Genomic DNA, 24,911 nt, shown 5'->3' on the forward strand with positions numbered 1-24,911 from the left:
GGATGCGCCGCGAGGAGCGTCGTCTCCGCGAACGACTCGTGCCGCTGGCTGCGTCGAAGCGCTCGCTTGCCAGTAATTGCCATGTGGGACCGAAGCTATGCCGGCGATCTATCTGCCGCGCGGCAGGCTTCTTTTGGATATGACCCGATACAGATTCTCCTGCAGTCAAATCAATCAGGCAAGGCTGCCGCAGTGGATGTCATACCTACTCGGGGAGCGAGTATCCCTCCAAGAAGCAAGGCCTAGCGAGCACGCACCTGTGCTGTGGCGCGAGCACGCGCCTGAACTTGCAGCCCGGCACGGATCTGATCGAAGATCGCAACCGAGGTCTCTGGAGCAACCTCGAGCGACGCCACAAGGCCAAAGCGAACAGGCTCACGGAATTTGGTCGCGTCCACTTGAGAGTCGACGTTTATAGATATGGTGCCGTCGTCTGAGAAAGCAACCGCACCCGTGCCCTCTAAGACTTGATGCTGCACGGTGCCCATGCGCGTTGTCCAGTGTTCGGCCTCAGATGGCGTGGCTCCGATGTCAGCGAGCTTCGGCGCCTCGAATTTGAGCTTCGTTCCCCTGTACTTTCGAGACTTCGCATCGACGGGAGTGAACCATGCCAGTGTGATTGTGAGTCGTCGCCACGCGGCAGAGGCACGTAGATCTTCTGGGAGCGGAAAATTGAATGTCTGGCGCTGGTCTGGGCGCAAGGACCCAGCCCCGACAACCATTGCCCTGTTCGAGAGCGCCGAAAGCACCTGGTCAAAGGAGACACGGCCGTAGCCGAGCAATTTAGTCAGGTTTCTGCTGCTTCTCGAGGTATCGTGCGTGTCCCCAAGCTCCGAAATCATGTGGTCCTTCATTGCACCCCATCTGGCCGAATGAACCAGCAGGGCCTTCGTGACAACTGGGTGGTACTGTGCGTCCGGCCAAGGGAATGGGGCATCTACGCGACTGGGATCCTCCAGGATCTCGAAAATCTCGTTTGCGGCGCGTGTTGCCAGAGCTGCGGCATTGCTCGACCCATGCGTGTAACTGATTCCTACCTCTACGCCGGCCCGGGTCGGAGCGGCAACCAGATGACCGGGACCCGTAGCACCAGGTTGCGCGAGATCGAGGCGTGCCGACGGCGAGTCACCCACTGGTCGTAAGTAAGTGGAACGCCCGCCGGACATGAAGACTTCTGGCTTCACGGAGCGCCGATATCCGAGCCCGAGCGCGCTGTAGAGCGCCGGACTACCGTCCTGGGTTGGATCAATGACTGTGTCTGGCAGATCGGCCTCTGAGCTGTCAGTGTGCACCGCCCCGACCGTCAGAGCGTTGATGGCTTCCGCGGGCGACAGTAGACCGCGATGGCGAGCCGACGCGAACGCCGCTCGCCGGGCCGCGGAGCGCATCTGGGTGATGTCGGACAGGCTTTCCCTGCTGACTTCGAGCGGCGGGTAGCTGTGGTTGCCAGCACTAACAACGATCAACAGGTTGTACGTGTATGAAAGCCAGTCGATCACACGCGCTGCCGGACTCATCCGATCGATGAACGCCTTGCTGTCATCGCCAATCGAAAGGTTGACGATGCGCACACTGGGCGCGGCAGCCGGCGTGTCGTTCTCTCCTGCCACCATGCGGCGAATCGCGCGATGGAGGAGATCTGGAAAAAGGACGTCGCTCATGGAAACTTCGTGACGTTCATTAAACTCGTGTGGCACGAGAATTGGACGTGCGTAAATCCGTCGCGCTGGGTTTTGAGTCTGATCGTGCAAGTCTCCCCGGATGATGAGCGACGCCATTGCGGTCCCATGCGTCCTGCTCGGAATGGGATACGACGGAGTGAGGTCATCGGGGTCATCGACGAGTACGCGTCCCACTAGGTGCGGGTGATTCGCGATGGGGAGGCCGTCGAGTAAGGCCACACGTGGCGGCGAATTGTCGGGTGAAATGGGCGTAGAGCTTACGATCTGCTCGACATCACTGGCAGGTTCGAATGACATGGGTCGAAACGGACTCACGAACATGACCGCGTCTGTTGTGAGAACAGCAAGCTGGTTCGCCCCGTCCGCAACGACCTGCTCAACTTTCTGGATCGGAATGTCGGCGAGTATCGCGTGGTAGCCCGCGCCGGAGATGACTGTTGACGTGACCACGGTGCCGCCGCTTTCGACGACGAGCGTGCGGACAATGCTCTCTGCTGCGGTTCTAAGGCTCACTGACTGCCTGAACCAAAGCTCGATCTCGACACGCTTGAAGCTGACGTATGGTCCCGCGGCAGCAAGGTCATCTCGCCACTGCTCGAGCAACCCGGTCTCTCTCACTCGATCCTGAGCGCTCCATGGTCGAACGTCTCGAAGCTGGGCGAAGACTCGTTTTAGGGGTGCAAGCCCTCGCTCCAGCGTCACGCTCGGATTGGTCTGCCAAGTATCGAAAAGACTCACCAGCTGTTGAGCCGCCGCGGCGTCAGACATGACGACATGGACTGTCCGCTGGACAGGCTTGTTGGTGGGGCCTTCATTCGTTTCGGTGTGGAAGAGTTCGTCGGGTGCGCTCTTTTCCTCATCCATCTCTAGGAGGTACTCAAGCCCCGGCACATGCGAAACGGCCTTATGGAAATCATCGACACTACCAGCTAGGTCGAACACGACTATTAGTGACGGATTGCTCTCGTCGGAACTGCCCTTTGCGGCAACACGACGGTTCTCGAGCGCGCTCTGGAGGCGAGCGAGCTTGGGGCCGATTCTTGCTACTTGATCTGCGGGAGCAGGTCCAACTACTCGAGGCGGCGTAGCTGGAGATCCTGCGGGACGGACCAACGGTGTGGAGACCGGGAACGCAAGGTAGGGTTTCGGGTCGCTCAAGATGATGCCTGGCTGCGCCACATGGCGATCCTCGCTTGAACTATGGATGAGGTGTCGGCGCCGGGGCCTTCAAGAATCATGCGTCGTCGCACATCTTTCGCGAACTCCTCGATTTCGGCGTAGCTAGCTCCAGCAAGCTTGTCGGCAAGAGTGCGGGGAGAGAACCCCAAGTTCCCACCTAACTGGTTCGTGAGAACTTCGAGGAACTCGGTCATCTTTGATCGGGTAGGGCTTTGGAGCGTCACGCGTACTTGGAATCGGCGCCACGCGGCGCGATCCAGGAGTTCGCCGTGATTAGTTGCACCTATCAATATGACGTGCGCCGGGAGCCGGTCGATTTGCATCAGCAACGTCGACACGACTCGCTTGATCTCTCCAGTTTCGTGTGCGTCTGCGCGTTCCTTCGCCAAAGTGTCGAGTTCATCGAAGAATAGGACGCAACGTCGGGTTCTGGCGAAATCGAAGACCTGGTCAAGTCGCGCCGTAGTCTCGCCGAGGAAGCTCGAGACGATGCCTTCGTATCGCACGGTGTAGAACGGTAGCATCAGTTCTGTGGCTATGGCTTCAGCCAAAGACGTTTTTCCGTTACCAGGAGGCCCTTCGAAAAGCACGCGATTGCGGGGCTCGATACCGTAGCTGCGTAGGAGGTCGCCGCGGTGATGCTCTTCGATCAGCTCCCGGACACTTTGTTGCACGAGCGGCTCAAGTCGCAAGTCGTCGACCCGTCTACGAGGCACCACCTCGTGGACCAGATCAGACACGGCAGAGCTATAGCTGTCACGCTGCGTCGAGCCGGCCTGTCCATGTGTGGTAATCAATTGCGCGAGCCTGTCGGCTAGCAGATGATGCTGGTTCGCGCGCTCCTCGGCGATGATTGTCTCGACCAGACCACGGAAACGCGTTTTGTCCCCTCTTTGTTCTGCTTCGATCAAATCGAGCAGGAGATCAGAACGGGCCATCATCGTCTCCTTGAACCTTGGCGGTCGCGTCATACTCTATCCGAGCGTCACGAGCGGCTCGGGGATCCTGGTGAGAACGTTCTTTACTCGTTCAAGGCCGGGCTCCGCCTGGCGGACCCACCTGCGGTGTGTCCGGGCCGGGCTCTGCCTGGCGGACCCACCTGCGGTGTGTCCGGGCCGGGCTCTGCCTGGCGGACCCACCTGCGGTGTGTCCGGGCCGGGCTCTGCCTGGCGGACCCACCTGCGGTGCGTCCGGTCCTCGCTTCGCTCCGGCCCGGGCGCTCCTCGATGAGTTCGAGGCGCTGACCGGTTGCACAGTTAAACAGCAAGACCCGCCGTTCCACGTGTGTGGGGCGAGTCCGCTGTTGTAGCTTACGTCGGTCTCTTGATTTAGCCGAGCCCGAGGTCGAGTTGCGTGGCCTGGGGAACAGGCCTTGATCGCTGTCATGCAGGTCCGGCGAGCCTGGGACGGCGAGCTGACCAAGCAGGCTCAACAAGTTGAGATCTACGTCGAGACCCTTCAGAAGCTTGAGGCGTCGGAACGCGCGACGAATGTCTGTCTGAGTCGACGCGTGGGTCCAGCCGTTCACAAGTTGCAGTCGCTCATTGACGTCCTCAAGGTCTGGCGCGCGGCCGATGTGCTGGATGTTGTGGCACCTCTTGTAGTGGGCGACGAGGCCAGCGAGCACATGGGTCACTGCGCCGTCGCGCATCTCGAATCAACAGATCTCGTGGCAGTCGGGGTGCTGAATCTTGCCGAAGGGACCGTGAGACTGGTCGCCGCAGATCTCGCAGAGCTTCCCGGCGCGTGCAGAAACCGCGAGAAGAATCCTGTCCCACTCGGATTCACGAGCAATGCCCCGGATGTTCGAGCCGAAGACGCTTGGAGGAAGGGCATCGGGCCGCATACGCGGGTGACCGGCTGGAGTATCGAACATGAGGGTCGGCAGGAAAAGCTGGTTCAGTCCTGATCCATCACAGGGTCACCGACCAGGCATAGGCGGCAACCGTGACAGCAACTCGACCGCATCGCTGTCGGAGCGCATCATGTGGACGCCTGACGTGCAGCTACACACGACCCCTGGACCCCGGTGGACGTCACGACTTTTTCTACGGATCAGAAGGTTGGGGGTTCGAATCCCTCCGGGCGCACTCTGGTTGAGACAGAACAGGACGGCCCGCTTCGGCGGGCCGTTCTTGGTTGATGGCGGTTCTCGATCGGCTTGCTGCACTCCGGTTCGATTCGGAGCTCGGGTTCTTCAGCGGTCGTAGACGTCACGCCTGTGGCCCAGTGTCACCACGACGATCGAGAGTACTCCGTCGTCGATCGTATACACGATCCGGTAGTTGCCGACGCGGACGCGGAGACCTGCCCGCCCCTGCAGCGCCTTCGCGCCCGGTGGTCGAGGGTCCTCGCCGAGCAGGGCGATGACCCCCTGTATCCGCTTCCGATCGTTCGGATCGATCTTCCGTAGCGCCTTCAGGGCGGCAGGCCGCAGCTCGATTTTGTAGCGGCTCATTCCCAGCCGAGGTCCGCTTTGGCCTGCGCCCATGGGATGTTGTCGCCTTCCTCCGCCATGGCCGCGTCGAAGGCATGCGCGTCTTCGACGTCCTCGAGGGCGTCCATCATCCGCTCGTACTGCTCCGGGCTGACGACGACGGCCTCCGGATGACCGTGACGCTCCACGAAGACCGCTTCGGTCTGCGAGCGTGTGATCAGTTCTGAGAAGTTGGCTCGCGCATCCGAGACGGTCATGGTCGACATGAACCGATTGTACAATTCGCTATTCGAAACGTACAGACCTTCGATCATCTCTCACGTCGGTGATTCGGGCGCGTGTGCTGCAGGTTCTTGCAGGCGCGGACGTCGCGCGCCAGCTCGGGTGAGGGGCGGCGGTGGCGCGAGGGGGAGGGCTAGCGTCGTCGTCGCAGGATCTTGCGCAACTCGGGGGCCGGGCTCGGGCGGCCGACGGTTGCGGCGAGGTGAGCCGCCCTGCATACTCAAAACCACACGACGCAAGGTTTTGGGCACGACCGCTCGATTCTGCACACTCGATGACGAGAGGGAACGATCATGACGACGTCCAGCGGATCCGCGGCGGGGATGCCCTCGGGCATGACCACCGCGACGGCGACGGTGCGGGGGCACCACTCGTTCTCCGAGCCGACCGAGCCGGCGACGAAGGGCTACGTCTTCTGGCTGCTCGCGGCGCAGCTGATCTTCTTCATCGCCCTGCTCGGGCCGGCGGTCGTCGGCATCGGCCTCAAGATCCAGTCGCTCGTCGAGTCGGGCGAGATCGCGCAGGACGGCGCGACCGGCGCCGCGGCGGTGCTCGGCGGCTTCGGCGCCCTCTTCGCCACGATCGCGAACGTCGTCGTCGGCCGCCTCTCCGACCGCACGACGAGCCGCTTCGGCCGGCGCCGGATCTGGATCGTGACCGGCACGGTGCTGATGACGGTCGCCTTCGCGATCATGGCGCTCGCCCCCACCCTGCTCGTCGCGACCGTCGGCTGGTCGCTCGCCCAGCTCGGCGCGAACATGACGCTCGCCCCCTTCACCGCGACGCTCGCCGACCAGGTACCGAAGTTCCAGCGCGGCAAGATCACCGCGGCGCTCGGCATCGCGCAGAACGTCGGCATCCTCGGCGGCACCTACGTGGCCCAGGCGTTCGCCGGTCAGCTGGTCGTGATGTTCGTCGCCCCGTCGATCCTCGCGATCGTCGCCATGGTCGTCTTCGCGGTCGTGCTGCCCGACAAGCGCCTGCCGCAGGCGCCGCCGCGCGCGACGCTGCGCGACTGGGCCGAGACCTTCTGGGTCAGCCCGGTGAAGAACCCCGACTACGCGCTCGCGTGGTGGTCGCGCTTCCTGATCATCTTCGCGAGCTTCGGCTTCACCACCTTCCGCTTCTTCTACCTCCTCAACCACATCGGCGTGGAGGAGGGGAGCATCCCGGCCGTGATCACCACCAGCGTGCTGATCTACACGGTGACCCTCGTCGGCGCGAGCTACTTCGCCGGCTGGCTCTCCGACCGGATCGGGCGCCGCAAGGTGTTCGTCTGGAGCTCGACCGCGCTCTTCGCGGTCGGCACCTTCGCGCTGATCTTCGTGCAGGACATCGGCGCCTTCTACGTCCTCGAGGCGGTCCTCGGACTCGCCTACGGCATCTACGTCGGCGTGGACCTGGCGCTCGTCGTCGACGTGCTGCCGAACCCCGACGACTCCGGCAAGGACCTCGGCGTCTTCAACATCGCCAACGCGCTGCCGCAGACGCTCGCGCCGCTGGTCGGCGGCATCCTCGTCTACGTCAGCGACCCGACCGGCAACAACTACGGGCTGTGGTTCACGGTCTGCGCACTGGCCGCAGTGGTCGGCGCACTCGTCATCCTCCCCATCAAGAGAGTCCGATAGGCCTTTCTCGGACGTCCATAGGACAGGCTGGTCGGAGACGACAGTCCTGCCCGCACCACCATCACCAGTGAAAGCGACATCGATCATGACTCTGCCCCTGGCCTCCATCCAGCTCTACACGCTGGCCAAGGAGTTCTCCGAGGACCCGAACGGCTCGCTCGAGAAGCTCGCGGCGATCGGACTGAAGAACGTCGAGGCGTTCGACTTCGTCCGCCGTCCCGCCGAGATCCGCGCCGCGCTCGACGCGAGCGGTCTCGCCTCGCCGACCGGCCACGCTCCGCTGCTCTCCGACGAGCTGTGGACGCCGGACGGATCCATCCCGACCCCCGCCCCCGAGGTCGTCTTCGAGGCGGCCGCGCAGATCGGCATCCAGACCGTCATCGACCCCTTCGTCTCGGCCAAGCGCTGGCTGACCGAGGACGGCGTGGCGGACATCGCCGACCGCCTGAACAAGGCCGCCGAGGTCGCCGCGACCTTCGGCCTGAAGGTCGGCTACCACAATCACGCGCAGGAGTTCATCGCCTCCTTCGACGGCCGGACCGCCTACGAGCGCTTCGTCGCGACCACCGACGAGCGCGTCGAGATCGAGCTCGACCTGTTCTGGGCGCTGACCGGCGGCCAGGACGGCCCCGCGCTGGTGTCGAAGCTGGGCTCGCGCCTGGTCGCGGTGCACGTCAAGGACGGCATCGCGCCGGCCGAGAACCCGTTCGCCCCCGGCGCCGCGGCCTTGGGCTCGGACACCCTCGACCAGCGCCGCCCGGGCGAGGGCGACGTGCCGCTCGTCGAGGCGCTGAAGGCCGGCGAGGGCGCGATCAAGTACGCCGTCATCGAGTACGACAACGCCCCCGGCGACGTCTTCGCGGACATCCAGGCCAGCTACGACTTCCTCGTGAAGGGCGGGTACGCGGCATGAGCGGGCCCATCGGGATCGGCGTCATCGGCGTCGGCGTCATCAGCGACACCTACCTCGAGAACCTCGCGTCCTTCCCGGACGTCGAGGTCCTGATCGTCGGCGACCTGCTGCTCGACCGGGCGAAGAGCCAGGCCGAGAAGCACGGCGTCCCCGCCTGGGGCTCGGCGGAGGACGTCCTCGCGCACGCCGGCGTGCAGGTCGTCGTCAACCTGACCATCCCCGCCGCGCACGTCGAGGTCTCGGCCGCGGCGATCGCCGCGGGCAAGCACGTCTGGAGCGAGAAGCCGCTGGGCCTGGACCGCGCCGGCACCGCGCAGCTGCTGCAGGACGCCGCCGCCAAGGGGCTGCGCGTCGGCTCGGCGCCGGACACGCTGCTCGGCCCGGGCTTCCAGACCGCGAAGCGCGCGATCGCGGACGGTGTGATCGGCGAGCCGATGTTCGCGTCCACCGTCTTCCAGACGGTCGGACCGGACCTCTGGCACCCGAGCCCGGCGTTCCTCTTCGCGGAGGGCGCGGGCCCGCTGCTGGACATGGGTCCTTACTACTTCACCGGACTCGTCAGCCTGTTCGGACCGGTTCAGCGGGTCGCGGCCCTCGGCCGCAAGAAGCTCGAGGAGCGGGTCATCCGCTCCGGCCCCGACGCGGGGACGACGTTCCCGGTCGAGGTGCCCACCTCGCTGCAGGTGCTGACCTCGTTCGCGGCCGGGCCGCAGGCGTCGAGCCTGCTCAGCTTCGACTCCGCGCTCGAGCGCCACGGCGTCTTCGAGATCCACGGCACGGAGGGGTCGATCGTGATCCCCGACCCGAACCAGTTCGAGGGGCGCACCGCCTACGTGAAGGCCCGCACCTCGATTGCCGACGGCCAGTGGGGCGAGCAGGAGTGGACCGAGATCGAGCAGAAGGGCACGGTCGTCGGCCGCGGCCTCGGCCTGCTCGACATGGTCCGCGCGATCGCCGAGGACCGCCCGCACGTCGCGACCGGCGAGCTCGGCTTCCACGTGCTCGACGTCATGCTGTCGGCGCAGGAGTCGGCCGAGAGCGGCGAGTTCGTCGCGATCGACAGCACGCTGTCCGCGCCGGTGCCCGCGGTGCCGGTGGACTTCGACCCGTTCGCGCAGACGCTCTGACGCGCTGACGGTCTCGCAGTGGCCCCCGCTCTCCACTTTCGGAGGGCGGGGGTTCGGCGTGGGTGGTCTCGATACGCCGCTGCGCGGCTGCTCGACCAGCATGCAAGGGTGCTGCGCGGGTGCTCGACCGGCATGCAGGGGCGCTGCGCGGGTGCTCGACCGGCGTGCAGTGCGGGTCAGGGGGACGGGGGCGTCAGCTCGCGGCGGAGGCGGGCGAGGGTGTCGCGGAGGCGGGTCTTGACGGTGCCGATCGGCAGGCCGAGCTCGGTGGCGATCTCGGCGTGGGTCAGGCCGCGGACGTAGGCGAGGAAGAGCAGGTCGCGGTGCTTCGGGGCGAGGCGGCGGATCTCGGCCGCGGCGCGGCGGAACTCGCCGGCGATCTCGCCGTGCGACTCCGCCTCGTCGATCTCGCGGAGGTAGCTGTGGATCGCGTAGCGGTGGTCGCGCTCACGGGAGGACTGCGCGGCGCGGACCCGGTCGATGGCGCGGCGGCGGGCGATGACGGCGACGAGGTGCTGCTGCTCCTCGAGGACCGCGTGCCGGCCGGCGGAGCGCCAGAGCTCGAAGTAGGTCTCCTGCGCGACCTCCTCGGCCTGCGCGTGGTCCTGCAGGATGCCGACGGTGATCGAGCGGACGCGGCGGACGGTGCGCTCGTAGAGCCGGCGGAACGCGGCGTGGTCGCCGTCGGCGAGCGTCGGGACGAGGTCGTCCTGCGCGGACGTGGCGCCGTCCGTCACGGTGCGCCCGGGTGCGGAGGCGTCAACCGAGCCGCGCCTCGGGAGTGTGGCCGACGTCCTGGGCCAGGCGCTCGAACGCGGCGACGGCCTCGTCGTTGCTGACCCGCCCGGCGTCGACGCCGTCCGCGATCCGGAGGATCTCGAGCTTGCGGTCGGCGCGAGCGGCCGTGTCCAGCGTCGACGTGCTGAGTGCTGCGGTGGCCTGGACCCGCGCCACGATGGTGCGGACCTGCCAGCGGCGGCTGTTGAACGACATCCCGCACTACCTCCTCGATCGGCCCCGTGCATCATTCGGAGCCGCGGCTCTGTCCGATGGGTGTCGGGGAGGAGGGGAGGAGTCAGGGCAGCTGGTCCTCGAGGTGGAAGACCTCGGTCAGCTGCAGGAAGCCGGTGTCGGGAGCGCCGTCGAGCTCGACGAAGAACTCGGCCATCTCGGCCTGCCAGCGGGCGTTGACCTCGGTGGCGGCCATCCCGGCGCGGGCGGCCTCGAGCGACGGGGTCTCGAAGTAGCCGATCAGCAGACCGTCGGGGCGGAGGAAGAGGGAGTAGTTGTTCCAGCCGGTGGCCTTCAGGGCGGCGGCCATGTCGGGCCAGATCGCGGCGTGCCGGCGGGTGTACTCGGGGATGCGCTCGGGTCGCACCTGGAGCTGGAAGCAGACGCGCTGCATGGGGTGGGGCCTTTCGGTGGGGGATCTCGATACGCGCCCTGCGGGCGCTACTCGATCAGCATGAACAGGGTCGCCCTGCAGGCGGCTGATTCACAAGCATGCCGCGCAGGCGCCGTTCGATCGGCGTGACTTCATGCTGGTCGAGTAGCCGCGGAGCGGCGTATCGAGACCCACCGTTTCATGGACGGTGGATCTCGATACGCGCCCTGTGGGCGCTACTCGATCAGCATGAACGGGGTCGCCCTGTGGGCGCTACTCGATCAGCATGGACGGCGTCGCACTGTGGGCGCTACTCGATCAGCAGGGCTGCGGAACGGGTCAGAAGTCGAAGTCGGCGATGTTGTCGGCGGTGAAGGTGAAGGGGTCGCCGAGCAGGACGGTGCCGTCGGCGTCGACCGTGAAGGAGCCGAGGTCGCCGGCCTCGAAGGTGTCGCCCTCGGCGCCGGTGATGTCGCCGTCGATCAGGGCCTTCGAGGCGTAGGCGGCGAGGTAGCCGAGGTCTCCCGGGTTCCACAGCGCGAACGCGGTGACGGTGCCGTCCTCGACGAACTCGCGCATCTGGTTCGGCGTGCCGAGACCGGTCAGCGCGACCTTGCCCTTGAAGTCCGAGGTGGAGAGGTAGCGGGCGGCGGCGGCGATGCCGACCGTCGTGGGCGAGATGATGCCCTTGAGGTCGGGGTGGGTCTGCAGCAGGGCCGCGGTCTTGTCGAACGAGGTCTGGTCGTCGTCGTCGCCGTAGACGGTGTCGACGAGCGTCACGTCCGGGTGGTTCGCGGTGAGCTCCTCCTCCATCAGCTCGATCCAGGCGTTCTGGTTCGTGGCGTTCGCGGAGGCGGAGAGGATCGCGACCTCGCCGCTGTCGCCGATCTGCTCGGTGATCAGGTCGACCTGCGCCTTGGCGATGCCCTCGGCGGTGGCCTGGTTGATGTAGAGGTCGCGGCAGTCGGCGTTGGTGTCGGAGTCGAAGGTGACGACCTTGGTGCCGTTGTCGCGCGCCTCGTTCAGCGCGTCGCAGATCGCTTTCGGGTCGTTCGCCGAGACGACGATCGCTCCGGCGCCCTGCTGGGTGAGCGTGTTGATGTAGGAGACCTGCGCGTCGGGGGAGGCCTCGGCGGGCCCGACCTCGGCGTAGGTGCCGCCGAACTCCTCGATGGCCTTCTCGCCGCCGGCGTCGGAGGTGTCGAAGTACGCGTTGCCGAGGTTCTTCGGCAGGAAGGTGATCGAGTAGTCGCCGGAGCCGGAGCCGGAGCCGGCGTCGCCACCGGAGTCGCCGCCGGCGTCGCCGTCGGAGGCGGAGCAGCCGGTCGCGACGAGCGCGACCGAGACGGCCAGTGCGGTGAGGGTGCCGAGGCGGCGCCCACGGGAGGAGAACATCATCGTCTGCCTTTCGTCGAGGTGCTGTGGGGGTGGTGCGGGGTGGTGAGGGTGCTGTGCCGGTGATGCGGGATCAGGGGCGTCTCCTGCCCGAGCGCCGCAGTCGCGACAGCCAGGCCAGGAAGCTGGTGGACACCACCGAGTGCACGAGCAGCACTCCGGTGATGATGTTGATGACGTCGGAGGTGACGTTCGCGAGGCGCAGGGCCGAGGCGATCACGCCGATCAGGATCACGCCGGCGATCACGCCGTGCAGGGCGCCGCGGCCGCCGAAGATCGAGACGCCGCCCAGCAGGACGGCCGCGATCACCTGCAGCTCGAGCCCGGTCGCGTTGTCGCCGCGGGCGGAGCCGTAGCGGAGCGTGTAGTAGATGCCGGCCAGCGCGGAGACGGCGCCGGAGACCACGAAGAGGATGAACTTGGTGCGGTTCACGTTCACGCCGGAGAAGATCGCCGCCTCGTCGTTCAGGCCGATGGCGAAGACGCCACGGCCGAAACGGGTGGAGTGCAGGACCACTGCGAAGACGATCGCCAGGATCGCGAACGGCAGCACCACGAGCGGCACCGGGCCGACGAGCTTCGCCTTCGCGAGGTCGGTCCAGAACTCGGGGAAGTCGGTGACCGCGGTGGTGCCGAGCAGTCCGACCGCGAGCCCGCGGTAGAGCGCGAGCGTGCCGATCGTGACGGCGAGCGAGGGCAGTCCGACGACGGTGACCAGGAAGCCGTTCAGCGCTCCACCGACGGCGCCGGCCACGATCGCGACCAGCGCGGCGACCTCGAACGGCACTCCGGCCTGGTGCAGCGTGCCGGTGAGCACGCTCGCCAGCCCGACGGTGGAGGCGACCGACAGGTCGATCTCGCCGGTGATGATGATCAGCGTCATCGGCAGCGCGATCAGCAGCGTCGGCGCGATGTCGAGGAAGAGGTAGGTGATGGTGATCGGCTTGTCGAAGCTCTTCACCGAGGCGGAGGCGACGGCGATCACGAGGATCAGCAGCACGACGATCGCGGTCTCGCGGCTGAACAGGACGCGCTGCCAGGCCGGCCGGGCGTAGTCGCGGTACTCGCGCGCGGTGCGCACGGCGGTGGTGTCGGTGACGAGGCTCATCAGGAGTCGTCCCTCTCTTCGAGGAGCTTGCGGGACTGTCGGAGGGAGAGCACGCGGTCGAGCACGATCGCGCCGATGATCAGCACGCCGACGACCGCGCGCTGCCAGAAGTCGGGCACGCCCAGGATCGGCAGGGCCCGGTTGATGGTGAGCAGCAGCACCGCGCCGATCGCCGCGCCCCAGACCGTGCCGGAGCCGCCGAAGATCGCGACGCCGCCGATCACCGCGGCGCCGACCGCGTCGAGCTCGTAGCCGGAGCCGGCCTGCGAGTTGACGGTGCCGTAGCGCGCGGCGTAGAGCACGCCGGCCAGGCCGGTCAGCGCGCCGGAGACGACGAAGGCGACCAGGATGCGCCGGGTGACGGGCAGGCCGTAGAGCCGCGCCGCGTCCGGGTCGGAGCCGATCGCGTAGAACTCGCGGCCGGCGCGCTGGTTGCGCAGGTACCAGCCCGCGGCGACCAGCACGACGAGCGCGATGATCGTGAGGTACGGGATGGTGAGGAACTGCCCGGTGCCCAGCGCGAGGAAGTCCTTGGGCATGTCGGACGCGTTGATCCGGTCGCTGCCGGTCCAGGCGACATTGATGCCGCGGTAGGCGTAGAGCGTGCCGAGGGTGATCACCAGTGCCGGGACCTTCGCGAACGCGACGAGCGCGCCGTTGATCAGCCCGAGCAGTCCGCCGAAGACGACGCCGGCGGCGAAGACCGCGAGGATCGGGATCCCCGGCACGTCGAGGAACAGCCGGCCGGTGAGGTAGGCGGTCAGCCCCAGGATCGAGCCGACCGAGAGGTCGACCGAGCGGGTGATGATCACGATGGCCTGGCCGACCGCGATCAGGATCAGGATCGACGGCGTCAGCAGCAGGTCGCGCCAGCCGTCGGGGGAGAAGAGGAAGGTCGGGTTCTTCGCGGTCGTCGCGATGACGACGAGGACCAGCGCGAGCAGGATGCCCGTCTCGCGGGCCCGGACGAAGGAGCCGAAGCCGGAGGCGAAGGCGTTGGGCTTGGCGGCGGGCACGCGCTTCTGCGTCGGTGCCTGGGCGGTGCTCATGCGGCTGTTCCTCGGGTGGCGGCGAGCATCACGGTCTCGCTGGTGGCGTCGGCCCGGTCGAGCTCGGCGGTGATCCGTCCCTCGCGCATCACCAGGACGCGGTCGGCCATGCCGAGCACCTCGGGCAGCTCGGACGAGATCATCAGGATCCCCATCCCCTCCCCGGCGAGCTGCGAGAGCAGCCGGTGCACTTCGGACTTGGTGCCGACGTCGATGCCGCGGGTCGGCTCGTCGATGATCAGGACCCTCGGATTCGTGGCGAGCCACTTGCCCAGCACGACCTTCTGCTGGTTGCCGCCCGAGAGCGTGCCGGCGACGGTGTCGAGCGCGTCGGTCTTCACCTCGAGGCGCGCGGCCCAGTCGCGGGCGGCGGTGTTCTCGCGCCGGCCGGTGATCAGGCCGCCCCTGGAGAGCGACTTCTGGATCGCCATCGTGATGTTGCGCGAGACGGAGGAGTCGAGCACGAGGCCCTGCTTGCGGCGGTCCTCGGGGACGAGTGCGAGCCCGGCGCGCATCGCGGCCGAGGGGCTGCCCGCCGGGATCCGGCCGCCGACGAGGGTGACCGAGCCGGAGTCGTAGGGGTCGACGCCGAAGACGGCGCGGGCCACCTCGCTGCGGCCGGCACCGACGAGGCCGGCCAGGCCGACGATCTCGCCGGCGCGGACGGTGAAGGAGATGTCGTGGAAGACGCCGGCCGAGGTGAGGCCGCTCACCTCGAGCAGGACGTCGGTGATCTCGGTCGCCTGCTTGGGGAAGAGCTCGGTGATGTCGCGGCCGACCATCTCGCGGACGATGCCGTCGACGGTGGCGTCCTCGGTGGCGGTGGTGGAGATGTAGGCGCCGTCGCGCATCACGGTGATGGTGTCGCAGAGCGAGAAGACCTCGTCGAAGCGGTGCGAGATGAAGATCAGCGCGCGGCCCTCGTCGCGGAGCGACCGGGCGACGGTGAAGAGGCGCTCGACCTCGACGCCGGAGAGCGCGGCGGTCGGCTCGTCCATCACGAGGACCTTCGCGTCGAGCGAGATGGCCTTGGCGATCTCGATGATCTGCTGGTCGGCGATCGAGAGGCCCTCGGCGGGGCGGTCGGGGTCGATCCGGACGCCGAGGCGCTCGAAGAGGCCGACGACCTCGGTGCGCATCGCCTTCCGGTCGATGCGGCCGAGGCGACCGCGGGGCTGCCGGCCCATGAAGATGTTCTCGGTGACGCTGAGATCGGGGAAGAGCGTCGGCTCCTGGTAGATCACGGCGATGCCCGCGGCCTTCGACTGCGCGGTCGAGGAGAAGTCGACCGGCTCGCCGTCGAGGAGGAACTCGCCCGCGTCGCGCTGGTGCACTCCGGCGATGATCTTGACGAGCGTCGACTTGCCGGCGCCGTTCTCGCCGACCAGCGCGTGGATCGACCCGCGGTGCACGGCGATGGTGCCCGAGCGCAGCGCGACGACGGCGCCGAACGCCTTGACCACGTGGGCGAGCTCGAGTGCGGGTGGCGGATCTGATGCCACGGGTGGTACCTCCTCATCGAGGGGAATCGCGGTCAGGTCCCGGCTTCGGATGAAGAGGACCTGAATCGATTCATCCAGCTTCATCGCTACTATAGGGACGCTGAGCCGGAGCGGTCAACGCGAGATGCGGCTCGGCGTCCCAGGGGAGGCGATGTGGCGCGAGTGAGCATCCGCGACGTCGCCCTGCGCGCCGGCGTCTCGGTCGGCACGGTCTCCAACGTGCTCAACCGGCCGGACGAGGTCTCCGACGACTCGCTCGCCCGGGTGAACGCCGCCGTCGAGTCGCTCGGCTACGTGCGGAACGACGCGGCGCGGAAGCTCCGCAACGGCGTGAGCTCGACCGTCGGCTTCGTGGTGCTCGACGGGCAGAACCCGTTCTTCAACGACGTGGTCCGCGGCGCGGAGGACGAGGCGTCGCGCCACCAGATCGCCGTGCTCTACGGCAACACCGACGAGGACCCGTCGCGCGAGCGGCAGTACCTCGACCTGTTCGAGGAGCAGCAGGTGCGCGGCGTGCTGATCGCGCCGTACGGCGACATCTCGCAGCGGCTCGAGAAGCTGCGCGGGCGCGGGGTGCCGGTCGTGCTGGTCGACCGCTTCAGCGGGGACGGCCGCTACAGCTCGGTCTCGGTCGACAGCGTGGCCGGCGGGCGGATGGCGGCCGAGCACCTGATCGCGACCGGGCGGCGCCGGCTCGCCTTCGTGGGCGGGCCGTTCGAGATCCGCCAGGTCACCGACCGGCTGGCGGGCGCTCGGGTCGCGGTGGAGAACAGCGATGCGTCGGTCGATCTCGAGGTGGTGGCGACCACGGCGCTGACCGTCGCGCAGGGGGTCGCCGCCGGGATGCGGATCCTGGCCCGGCCGCGGCGCGACCGCCCCGACGCGCTCTTCGCGGCCAACGACCTGGTCGCGCTCGGGCTGCTGCAGGCGCTCGCCGTGGACGGGCGGATGCTGGTGCCGGAGGAGATCGCGCTGATCGGCTTCGACGACATCTCCTTCGCCGCGGCGGCCGCCGTGCCGCTGTCCTCGATGCGGCAGCCGAGCTCGGTGATCGGGCGGACGGCGCTGCGCGTGCTGCTCGAGGAGGCGGCGGACCCGGAGCTGATCCCGCGGCAGACGGTGTTCCTGCCGGAGCTGGTCGCGCGGGCGTCGACGCGGGCGCGGCGCTGAGGCGGTGGGTGTGGATCGGCCTCCCGCTAGCGTGGACGGGATCGTCGACCGGATCCGAAGGAGCATCTCGATGACCGCAGCACGCCAGGACACCGTCAGCGCCGCCACCGTGCGGCACCTCCCGTGGGCCGCGCCCGCGCGGGAGCCCGCGATGAGCACCGCGGTCGACCGCCACGACCGCTGGCGGCTGACCAGCCGCTCGGTGCTGCGCGACGGCCGGCCCTTCATCCCGGTCTCCGGTGAGCTGCACTACAGCCGGGTGCCGCGCGAGCGCTGGGAGGAGCGCCTGCGGCTGATGCGGGCGAGCGGCGTGAGCGTCGTGGCGTTCTACACGATCTGGATCCACCACGAGGAGGTGCGCGGGGAGCGCCGCTTCGACGGCGACCTCGACGTCGGCGCGTTCGTGGACCTGTGCGCGGAGATCGGCCTGGACGTCGTGCTGCGGGTGGGGCCGTGGTGCCACGGCGAGGTCCGCAACGGCGGCTTCCCGGACTGGGTGCAGGCCGCCGAGGTGGAGCACCGGACCGACGACCCGGGCTACCTCGCGCTCGTCCGGGAGTGGTTCGGCGCGCTGGGTGGCGAGCTGGCGTCGCGGTGCGGACCGGGCAGCAACGTGGTGGCGATCCAGATCGAGAACGAGATCTACGACCAGCCCGAGCACATCCGGACCCTGAAGGGCCTGGTCCGGGAGGCGGGGCTGACGGCGCCGATCTGGACGTCGACGGGCTGGGGCGGAGCCGATCTCCCGCTGGACGAGGTGCTGCCGCTGTTCGGCGGCTACGCGGACGGCTTCTGGGTCGAGTCGGACTCGCCGTGGGACTCGACGTTCCGCGACCACTTCTTCTTCAGTCACCAGTGGGACGACCCGGGCATCGGCGCCGACGTCCGCGGCGCGACGACGGACGCGGTGACGCCCCGCGCCCCCTCGCTCGACTACCCGCCGGCGACCTGCGAGCTCGGCGGCGGCATGGCCACCGCCTACCACCGGCGCCCGGCCGTGCAGCCGCGCGACATCGCGGCGGTCGCGCACACCAAGATCGGCAACGGCTCGGCCTGGCAGGGCTACTACATGTACGCCGGCGGGACGAACCCGCGCGGCGCCGTCGCCGACGGGCTGCAGGAGTCGCAGGCGACCGGCTACCCGAACGACCTGCCGCGGTTCGACTACGACTTCCGCGCGCCGATCGGGGCGAGCGGCCGGCCGTCGCCGACCCTCGCGCTGCTGCGGCGCCAGCACGCCTTCCTCGAGGCCTTCGGCGAGAGGCTCGCGCAGATGCCGTCGACGCTGCCGGACGAGCTGCCGTCGAGCCAGCAGGACACCGAGACGCTCCGCTGGGCGCTGCGGAGCGACGGGGCGAGCGGCTTCGTCTTCGTCACCTGGCACCAGCCGCACGAGCCGCTGCCGGAGCACCCGGGCGTGGTGCTCGAGATCGGTCTCGACGACGAGGTCGTGCGGTTCCCCTCGGTGAGCACGCCCGTGCCGGCCGGGACGCTGATGGTCTGGCCGGTGCGCCTGACGGTCGGCGGGATCCGGCTGGACTGGGCGACCGCGACGCCGCTGACGCTCCTCGACGGGGCGGAGCCGACGCTGGTCCTGGTGGCGGCCGCGGGCGTCGTCGCCGAGCTCGCCTTCGCCGAGGGCACGCGGCTGGAGGTGGACGGGGAGCGGCGGGACGGCGCGCTCCTCCGCCTCGATGTCGAGGAGCCGGTACTGGTGCGGGCGCAGGGCGACGGCGGAGCGTGCTCGGTGCTGGTCCTGTCCGCGGAGGCGGGTGAGGAGGCGTCGGTGCTCGTCGATGCCGGCTCGGGGGAGCGCCGCCTCGTGCTGTCGGAGGACCCGGTCTGGCTCGACGGAGCGGGGCGGATCGCGGGGGACGTCCGGGCGGGGAGCCGCCTGCCGCGCGCCTTCGACCCGGAAGGGCAGCGCTTCGTCCCGGTCGCCGGATCGGCGGCGTCGATGCGGCCGGAGACGGAGGCGGTCGAGGCGCCCCTGCTCCGCGCGAGCGACGCCGTGCCGGTGTCCTACGGCGAGTCCGCGGGGCGCGCCTCCGCACCCCGGGACGCCGACTTCGCCGCCGCGGCCGCGCACCGGCTCGAGTTGCCGGAGACCGATCCGGCGGCGCAGCGGCGCGAGCTCGAGATCCACTGGGCCGGCGACGTCGCCCGGATCCTCGTCGGCGGCGAGGCCGTCGCCGATCAGTTCTGGGACGGCGGACCGTGGGTGCTCGACCTGGACGCGCTGAACGCGGGCTCCGGGGACGTCCTCCTGGAGATCCTGCCGATGTCGCCCGACGCGCGGATCGGCTTGACCGGGAGCGCCGAGGAGCGCCGGCGACGGGACGCATCTCCTCTTCTCGAGCTCGGCCCGGTCGTCCTGGCGCACTGGTACCGCTGGACCGAGGACTGACCGGCGTCCAGGTGGCGTGCACGCCCGGAATCTAGGGTGGGCGGATGACCTCCTGGAGCGCCGCAGACATCCCCGACCAGACCGGCAGGACGTTCGTCGTCACCGGCGCGAACAGCGGACTGGGGGAGGCGACCGCGCGGGCGCTCGCCGAGCACGGCGCCCGCGTGGTCCTCGCCTGCCGGACCGTCGAGAAGGGCGAGCGCGCGGCGGAGCGGATGGGCGGCGACGTCGTCGTCCGGCGGCTCGACCTCGCCGACCTCTCCTCGGTGCGCGAGTTCGCCGAGGCGACCGGGCCGATCGACGTGCTGGTCAACAACGCCGGCATCATGGCGGTCCCGGAGGGGCGCACCGCGGACGGCTTCGAGCTGCAGTTCGGCACGAACTTCCTCGGGCCGTTCGCGCTGACCGGGCTGCTGCTGCCGCGGATCGCCGACCGCGTGGTGTCGCTCTCGAGCCTCGCCCACCGCTTCGGCACGCTCGACTTCGACGACCTGAACTGGGAGCGCCGCCGCTACAGCCCGTGGCCGGCCTACGGACAGTCCAAGCTGGCCGACCTCGTCTTCGCGTTCGAGCTGCACCGGCGCCTCCGCCGGGCCGGCTCGAGCGTCGGCTCGATGGCCGCGCACCCGGGGATGTCGGTGACGGAGCTGCACACGCACACCGGCGACGGGCAGGGCGCGATCATGGGCGCCCTGATGCGCACGGTCGGGCAGAGCGGTGACGACGGCGCGCTGCCGACGCTGCTCGCGGCGACCTCGCCCGACGCGCGCTCCGGCGCCTACTACGGACCGGGCGGCCTCGGCGAGGTCCGCGGGGCGCCGCGCCAGGTGAACCCGAACCGCGCGGCCCGCGACCGTGACCGCGCGCGCCGGCTCTGGGACCGCGCCGTCGAGCTGACCGGGGTGTCTCCGCTCGACGCGAGCTGAGCGCGACCGCCCGTCGAGGACACCCGTTCCCGCCCGATCCCGGCTCCTCCGTACACTGGCGAGCGCGCGGGAAGCCGCCGCCGGACCCCGAGGAGCACCGTGGCAGCACGACGAACGACCGCCGCCGCGACGCTGCACGACGTCGCCCGGGCGGCGGGGGTGTCCCTGGCCACCGCCTCGCGGGTGCTCAACGGCAGCGCGCGCAAGGTGCAGGGCGAGTACCGCGAGCGGGTCGAGGCGGCCGCGGCCGAGCTGGGCTACTCCGCGAACCCGGCGGCGCAGGCCGTCGCGCGCGGGACCACCTCGACGATCGCGCTGCTCGTCAGCGACATCACCGACCCCTACTTCTCGGGCATCGCCTCCGGAGTGATCGGCGCGGCCGACGCGTCGCGGCTGGACGTGCGGATCGCCGTCACCGACCGCGACCCGGACAAGGAGCTCGGCCTGGTCCGCTCGCTGCGCGGCGGCCGGCCGCGGGCGATCGTTCTGGCCGGCAGCCGCTTCGCCGCCGACCGGCACCGCGACGCGCTGATCGCCGAGCTGCAGGCCTACGAGGCGTCCGGCGGGCGGGTCGCCATGATCAGCCAGGGCGGGCTGCCGTTCCCCTCGGTGCAGGTGGACAACCGCGCCGGAGCCCGCGCGCTCGCGGCGGCGCTCGCCGAGGCCGGCTACCGGCGCTGCGCGATCGTGCGCGGTCCGGAGGCGGTGCTGACGTCGTCCGACCGGGTCGCGGGGTTCCTCGAGGGGCTGTCCGCGGCGGGGGTGAGCGTCGATCCGGATCTGATCGTCGAGGCGCCGCTCACCCGGGACGGCGCGTTCGACGCGGCGGCCGCGCTGCTGGCCGGGCGCTCCACCGACATCGATCTCGTCTTCGCGGTGACCGACCTGATGGCGATCGGCGTCGCCTCCGCGATGCGCGCGGCGGGAGTCGAGCCCGGCACGGGCATGGGCGTCGCGGGTTTCGACGACGCGCCCATCGCGGAGGACGTGCACCCGGGGCTGACCACGGTCGCCGTGCCGCTGGCCGCGCTCGGCGAGCGCGCCGTCGCCGCGGCCCTCGGCGACGAGGCCGACGGGGCCTCGGTCGAGCTGCCCACGCGCGTCGTCCTGCGCGCGAGCACCCCGCCGCGAGCCGCGCCGCCCGCGTAGCGCGCGCCGTGCTGGTCGAGTAGCCCTGCAGGGGCGTATCGAGACCCGCCGTCCCCCGAAGGGCAGGTCTGCAGACCCCTGTTCTGACGGTGGTGGATCTCGATGCGCCGCGCTGCGCGGGCTACTCGATCAGCATGGAACACGTGCAAGCGCGTCGGCGCGGGTCCGCACTTGCTGGTCGAGCAGCGCGCAGCGCGTATCGAGACCCGGCCACCACCGTTCCTCCGCTGGACGGGAAAGCGCTTGCCCACGAGGTCGGTCCGCGGCTAGCATCAGGAAAACGCTTCCCACTCCTCCGAAAGGCGCACCGTGTCAGAGTCGACCACCCCCACCCTCGGGATCATCCTGAACGGCGCCTCCGGCCGGATGGGCTACCGCCAGCACCTCGTCCGCTCGATCCTGGCGATCCGCGAGCAGGGCGGCGTGCTGCTCTCCGACGGCACCCGCGTGCAGGTCGAGCCGCTGCTGGTCGGGCGCTCCGAGGCGAAGCTCGCCGAGCTCGCCGGCAAGCACGGCCTGACGAACTGGACCACCGACCTCGACGCCGCGCTCGCCGATCCGAAGTGGCAGGTCTACGCCGACTTCCTCGTGACGAAGGCGCGCGTCCCCGCGATCAAGAAGGCGATCGCCGCCGGCAAGCACATCTACACCGAGAAGCCCACCGCGGAGTCGTACGCCGAGGCGCTCGAGATCGCCGAGCTGGCCAAGGAGGCCGGCATCAAGAACGGCGTCGTGCACGACAAGCTCTACCTGCCGGGCCTGCAGAAGCTCAAGCGCCTGATCGACTCCGGCTTCTTCGGCCGCATCCTCAGCGTCCGCGGCGAGTTCGGCTACTGGGTCTTCGAGGGCGACTGGCAGGCCGCCCAGCGCCCGAGCTGGAACTACCGCAGCGAGGACGGCGGCGGCATCATCGTCGACATGTTCCCGCACTGGAACTACGTGCTCGAGAACCTCTTCGGACCGATCGAGGGCGTCTACGCCAAGGCGACCACCCACATCGAGACCCGGGTCGACGAGAACGGCGCGCCCTACACCGCGACGGCCGACGACGCGGCCTACGCGATCTTCGACCTCGCCGGCGGCATCACCGCGCAGCTCAACTCCTCCTGGGCCGTGCGGGTCGACCGCAAGGAGCTCGTCGAGTTCCAGGTCGACGGCACGCTCGGCTCGGCCGTGGTCGGCCTGTTCGGCGCCAAGATCCAGCCGCGCGTCGCGACCCCCAAGCCCACCTGGAACCCGGACCTGCCCGAGACGCACGACTACGCCGAGGACTGGCAGGAGCTGCCCGTCAACGACGTGTTCGAGAACGGCTTCAAGACCCAGTGGGAGCAGTTCATCCGCCACGTGGTCGAGGACGCCCCGCACGAGTACGACTTCTTCGCAGGTGCGCGCGGCGTGCGCCTGGCCGAGCTGGGCCTGGAGTCCTCGCGCGAGGGCCGCCGGATCGACGTCGCCGCGCTCGACGCCGCCGCCGACGCCGAGGTGCTCGTGCAGGCGGGCGCCGTCCAGTGAGCGGGCTGACCCTCCTCGACGCCGACGGAGCGACCCGCTCGATCGAGCTGCTCCCGGCGCCCGCGCACACGAGGCCCACCGCGCCGCTGCGCTCGCGCACCGCCTACGCCGCCGCACACGTCGTGCCGCTCGTGCACGGCGAGAACCGGCCCGGCCACCCGGCCCAGATCGACTGGGACGCGACGCTCGGCTTCCGCCACCACGTCTGGTCCTGGGGCCTGGGCGTCGCCGACGCGATGGACACCGCGCAGCGCAACATGGGCCTGGACTGGAGCGCGACGCAGGAGCTGATCCGCCGCAGCGCCGCCGAGGCGGCGTCGGTCGGCGGGGCGCTCGTGGTCGGGATCAACACCGACCAGCTCGCCGACGACGTCGTGCCGCTGGACACCGTCATCGACGCCTACGTCGAGCAGCTCGCCTTCGCCGAGGACGCGGGGGCGGAGGTCGTGCTGATGGCCAGCCGTCACCTCGCCCGCGCCGCGGAGACCGCCGCCGACTACGAGCGCGTCTACGCCGCCGTGCTCGCCCGCGCCACGAAGCCGGTCGTCCTGCACTGGCTGGGCACCGCCTTCGACAGCGTGCTCGAGGGCTACTTCGGCGCGGCCGACCCGGTCGACGCCTTCCCGGTCGTGCAGCGGATCATCGAGGACAACCTCGACTCGGTGCGCGGCATCAAGATGTCGCTCCTGGACGCGGATGCCGAGATCGCGCTGCGCTCGCGGCTGCCCGAGGGCGCGACGCTCTTCACCGGCGACGACTTCAACTACGTCGGCCTGATCGAGGGCGCCCCCGACGCCGACGGCACGCCGCGCTGGTCGGACGCGCTGCTCGGCGCCTTCGCTGCGCTGGCGCCGAGCGCCTCCGCCGCGATCCAGGCGCTGGACGCGGGCGACACCGCCGAGTACCGCCGCGTGCTGGGCCCGACCGAGGCGCTCTCGCGCCAGGTCTTCGCCGCGCCGACGCAGTACTACAAGACCGGCGTCGCGTTCCTCTCCTGGCTGAACGGTCATCAGCCGGCCTTCTCGATGGTGGGCGGGCTGCACTCCGCGCGCTCGCTGCCGCACCTGTCCGAGATCGTCCGGCTCGCGAACGCCTCCGGCGCGCTGGAGCGGCCGGAGCTCGCGGCCGACCGCTGGACCGGACTGCTCGCGCTGAACGGGGTCGACGTGACCCGCTCCGTCGAGGGGCTGCACCTGGTCGAGGCGGTGCCCGCGTGAGCGCCGACCCGCGCCTGTCGCTGAATCAGGCCACGATCAAGCACGCGTCGCTCGCCGAGGCGCTCGACACCACGGCCGCGGCAGGGATGTCCGCGATCGGCCTCTGGCGCGAGCCGGTCGCCGAGGTCGGGCTGGCGGAGGCCGTGCGCCTCGTCGCCGACTCCGGCCTGCGCGTCTCCTCCCTCTGCCGCGGCGGCTTCTTCACCGCGCCCGAGGGGCCGGAGCGGCGCGCGGCGATCGACGAGAACCGCCGCGCGATCGAGGAGACCGCCGCGCTCGGCGCCCCCGCGCTCGTGCTCGTCGCCGGCGGTCTGCCGGCCGGCTCGCGCGATGTGGTCGGCGCCCGGGCCCGCGTGCAGGACGCGCTGGCAGAGCTGGCCGACGACGCCGCGGCGGCGAAAGTGCAGCTCGCGATCGAGCCGCTGCACCCGATGTACGCCTCCGACCGCGCCGTCGTCTCGACGCTCGGCCAGGCCCTCGACCTCGCCGCGCCGTTCGACGCGGCCGCGGTCGGCGTGGTCGTCGACACCTTCCACATCTGGTGGGACCCGCAGGTCCTCGCGCAGATCGCCCGCGCCGGAGCGGAGGGCCGGATCGCGAGCTACCAGGTCTGCGACTGGGCGACCCCGCTGCCGGCCGACGTGCTGCTCGCCCGCCGCTACCCGGGCGAGGGCGTCATCGACTTCGAATCGCTCACCCGCGCGGTCGTCGAGGCGGGCTACGCCGGCGACGTCGAGGTCGAGATCTTCCACCAGGAGGTCTGGGACACGGCGTACCCCGAGGTGGCGGAGCGCGTCGTCGCGGCCTTCGCCGAGACGGTGTCGCCGCACCTCTGAGAGGCGCA

At 69.6% G+C, this 24,911-nt stretch carries 22 protein-coding genes; 11 read left to right on the plus strand and 11 right to left on the minus strand.

The features are described from left to right. Nucleotides 1-242 precede the first annotated feature (242 nt). Nucleotides 243-2,624, minus strand: coding sequence for a S8 family peptidase (locus MT351_RS02790; RefSeq protein ID WP_243581171.1), 2,382 nt, complete (start codon nucleotides 2,622-2,624; stop codon nucleotides 243-245). A gap of 212 nt (nucleotides 2,625-2,836) precedes the next feature. Further along, entirely contained in the window at nucleotides 2,837-3,799 is a 963-nt protein-coding gene (locus MT351_RS02795) for an AAA family ATPase (protein WP_243581172.1), read from the minus strand. A gap of 434 nt (nucleotides 3,800-4,233) precedes the next feature. On the opposite strand from MT351_RS02795, the gene MT351_RS02800 reads away from it, so the two are divergent. Continuing rightward, nucleotides 4,234-4,770, plus strand: coding sequence for a hypothetical protein (locus MT351_RS02800; RefSeq protein ID WP_243581173.1), 537 nt, complete (start codon nucleotides 4,234-4,236; stop codon nucleotides 4,768-4,770). A 288-nt stretch (nucleotides 4,771-5,058) separates the two neighbouring features. Here the strand turns inward: MT351_RS02800 and MT351_RS02805 are convergent, their stop codons facing one another. Both MT351_RS02805 and MT351_RS02810 read right to left on the minus strand, forming a co-directional pair. Next, a complete protein-coding gene (locus tag MT351_RS02805; RefSeq protein ID WP_243581174.1) occupies nucleotides 5,059-5,319 on the minus strand; it encodes a type II toxin-antitoxin system RelE/ParE family toxin in 261 nt (86 codons plus the stop codon). Then, on the minus strand, nucleotides 5,316-5,564 hold the full coding sequence (locus MT351_RS02810) for a type II toxin-antitoxin system Phd/YefM family antitoxin (protein ID WP_243581175.1): 249 nt from the start codon (nucleotides 5,562-5,564) through the stop codon (nucleotides 5,316-5,318). Before MT351_RS02810 ends, MT351_RS02805 begins: the two co-directional genes overlap by 4 nt. Nucleotides 5,565-5,873: 309 nt before the next feature. On the opposite strand from MT351_RS02810, the gene MT351_RS02815 reads away from it, so the two are divergent. From MT351_RS02815 to MT351_RS02825, 3 genes are all read left to right on the plus strand, one after another. After that, on the plus strand, nucleotides 5,874-7,208 hold the full coding sequence (locus MT351_RS02815) for an MFS transporter (RefSeq protein WP_243581176.1): 1,335 nt from the start codon (nucleotides 5,874-5,876) through the stop codon (nucleotides 7,206-7,208). An 85-nt stretch (nucleotides 7,209-7,293) separates the two neighbouring features. Beyond that, nucleotides 7,294-8,121, plus strand: coding sequence for a sugar phosphate isomerase/epimerase (locus MT351_RS02820; protein ID WP_243581177.1), 828 nt, complete (start codon nucleotides 7,294-7,296; stop codon nucleotides 8,119-8,121). Further along, nucleotides 8,118-9,248 (plus strand): Gfo/Idh/MocA family protein, encoded by a 1,131-nt coding sequence (locus tag MT351_RS02825; protein WP_243581178.1) that lies wholly within the window; start codon nucleotides 8,118-8,120, stop codon nucleotides 9,246-9,248. The genes MT351_RS02820 and MT351_RS02825 overlap by 4 nt, the downstream gene beginning before the upstream one ends. Nucleotides 9,249-9,424: 176 nt before the next feature. Here the strand turns inward: MT351_RS02825 and MT351_RS02830 are convergent, their stop codons facing one another. The 7 genes from MT351_RS02830 to MT351_RS02860 all read right to left on the minus strand — a co-directional run bounded on the left by MT351_RS02830 (nucleotide 9,425) and on the right by MT351_RS02860 (nucleotide 15,686). Further along, nucleotides 9,425-9,985 carry a sigma-70 family RNA polymerase sigma factor gene (locus MT351_RS02830; protein ID WP_243581179.1) on the minus strand — a complete coding sequence of 187 codons (561 nt, stop codon included), beginning with the start codon at nucleotides 9,983-9,985 and terminating at the stop codon, nucleotides 9,425-9,427. 22 nt (nucleotides 9,986-10,007) lie between these two features. After that, entirely contained in the window at nucleotides 10,008-10,241 is a 234-nt protein-coding gene (locus MT351_RS02835) for a hypothetical protein (RefSeq protein ID WP_165909178.1), read from the minus strand. A gap of 82 nt (nucleotides 10,242-10,323) precedes the next feature. Next, entirely contained in the window at nucleotides 10,324-10,653 is a 330-nt protein-coding gene (locus MT351_RS02840; RefSeq protein ID WP_123705497.1) for an L-rhamnose mutarotase, read from the minus strand. Nucleotides 10,654-10,971: 318 nt separating this feature from the next. Next, complete coding sequence (gene rhaS / locus MT351_RS02845; protein WP_243581180.1) at nucleotides 10,972-12,030, minus strand: rhamnose ABC transporter substrate-binding protein; 1,059 nt, start codon at nucleotides 12,028-12,030, stop codon at nucleotides 10,972-10,974. 70 nt (nucleotides 12,031-12,100) lie between these two features. Continuing rightward, a complete protein-coding gene (locus MT351_RS02850; RefSeq protein ID WP_243581181.1) occupies nucleotides 12,101-13,135 on the minus strand; it encodes an ABC transporter permease in 1,035 nt (344 codons plus the stop codon). Next, complete coding sequence (locus MT351_RS02855) at nucleotides 13,135-14,184, minus strand: ABC transporter permease (RefSeq protein WP_243581182.1); 1,050 nt, start codon at nucleotides 14,182-14,184, stop codon at nucleotides 13,135-13,137. Before MT351_RS02855 ends, MT351_RS02850 begins: the two co-directional genes overlap by 1 nt. After that, nucleotides 14,181-15,686 carry a sugar ABC transporter ATP-binding protein gene (locus MT351_RS02860; RefSeq protein WP_243581183.1) on the minus strand — a complete coding sequence of 502 codons (1,506 nt, stop codon included), beginning with the start codon at nucleotides 15,684-15,686 and terminating at the stop codon, nucleotides 14,181-14,183. The genes MT351_RS02855 and MT351_RS02860 overlap by 4 nt, the downstream gene beginning before the upstream one ends. Nucleotides 15,687-15,839: 153 nt before the next feature. On the opposite strand from MT351_RS02860, the gene MT351_RS02865 reads away from it, so the two are divergent. From MT351_RS02865 to MT351_RS02895, 7 genes are all read left to right on the plus strand, one after another. Then, on the plus strand, nucleotides 15,840-16,856 hold the full coding sequence (locus tag MT351_RS02865; RefSeq protein WP_243581184.1) for a LacI family DNA-binding transcriptional regulator: 1,017 nt from the start codon (nucleotides 15,840-15,842) through the stop codon (nucleotides 16,854-16,856). A gap of 70 nt (nucleotides 16,857-16,926) precedes the next feature. After that, entirely contained in the window at nucleotides 16,927-19,263 is a 2,337-nt protein-coding gene (locus MT351_RS02870) for a beta-galactosidase (protein ID WP_243581185.1), read from the plus strand. A 44-nt stretch (nucleotides 19,264-19,307) separates the two neighbouring features. Next, the gene (locus tag MT351_RS02875; RefSeq protein ID WP_243581186.1) at nucleotides 19,308-20,189 is read left to right on the plus strand and encodes an oxidoreductase; all 882 of its coding nucleotides are present in this window, start codon (nucleotides 19,308-19,310) and stop codon (nucleotides 20,187-20,189) included. 99 nt (nucleotides 20,190-20,288) lie between these two features. Next, on the plus strand, nucleotides 20,289-21,338 hold the full coding sequence (locus MT351_RS02880; RefSeq protein ID WP_243581187.1) for a LacI family DNA-binding transcriptional regulator: 1,050 nt from the start codon (nucleotides 20,289-20,291) through the stop codon (nucleotides 21,336-21,338). Nucleotides 21,339-21,704: 366 nt separating this feature from the next. Then, nucleotides 21,705-22,850 (plus strand): Gfo/Idh/MocA family protein, encoded by a 1,146-nt coding sequence (locus MT351_RS02885; RefSeq protein WP_123447046.1) that lies wholly within the window; start codon nucleotides 21,705-21,707, stop codon nucleotides 22,848-22,850. Then, entirely contained in the window at nucleotides 22,847-24,067 is a 1,221-nt protein-coding gene (locus MT351_RS02890) for a DUF993 family protein (RefSeq protein WP_243581188.1), read from the plus strand. The genes MT351_RS02885 and MT351_RS02890 overlap by 4 nt, the downstream gene beginning before the upstream one ends. After that, nucleotides 24,064-24,903, plus strand: coding sequence for a sugar phosphate isomerase/epimerase (locus MT351_RS02895; protein WP_123736642.1), 840 nt, complete (start codon nucleotides 24,064-24,066; stop codon nucleotides 24,901-24,903). Before MT351_RS02890 ends, MT351_RS02895 begins: the two co-directional genes overlap by 4 nt. Nucleotides 24,904-24,911: the final 8 nt, after the last annotated feature.

The sequence above is a fragment of the Rathayibacter sp. VKM Ac-2926 genome, assembly GCF_022815565.1.
In the GTDB taxonomy this organism is placed as follows: domain Bacteria; phylum Actinomycetota; class Actinomycetes; order Actinomycetales; family Microbacteriaceae; genus Rathayibacter; species Rathayibacter festucae.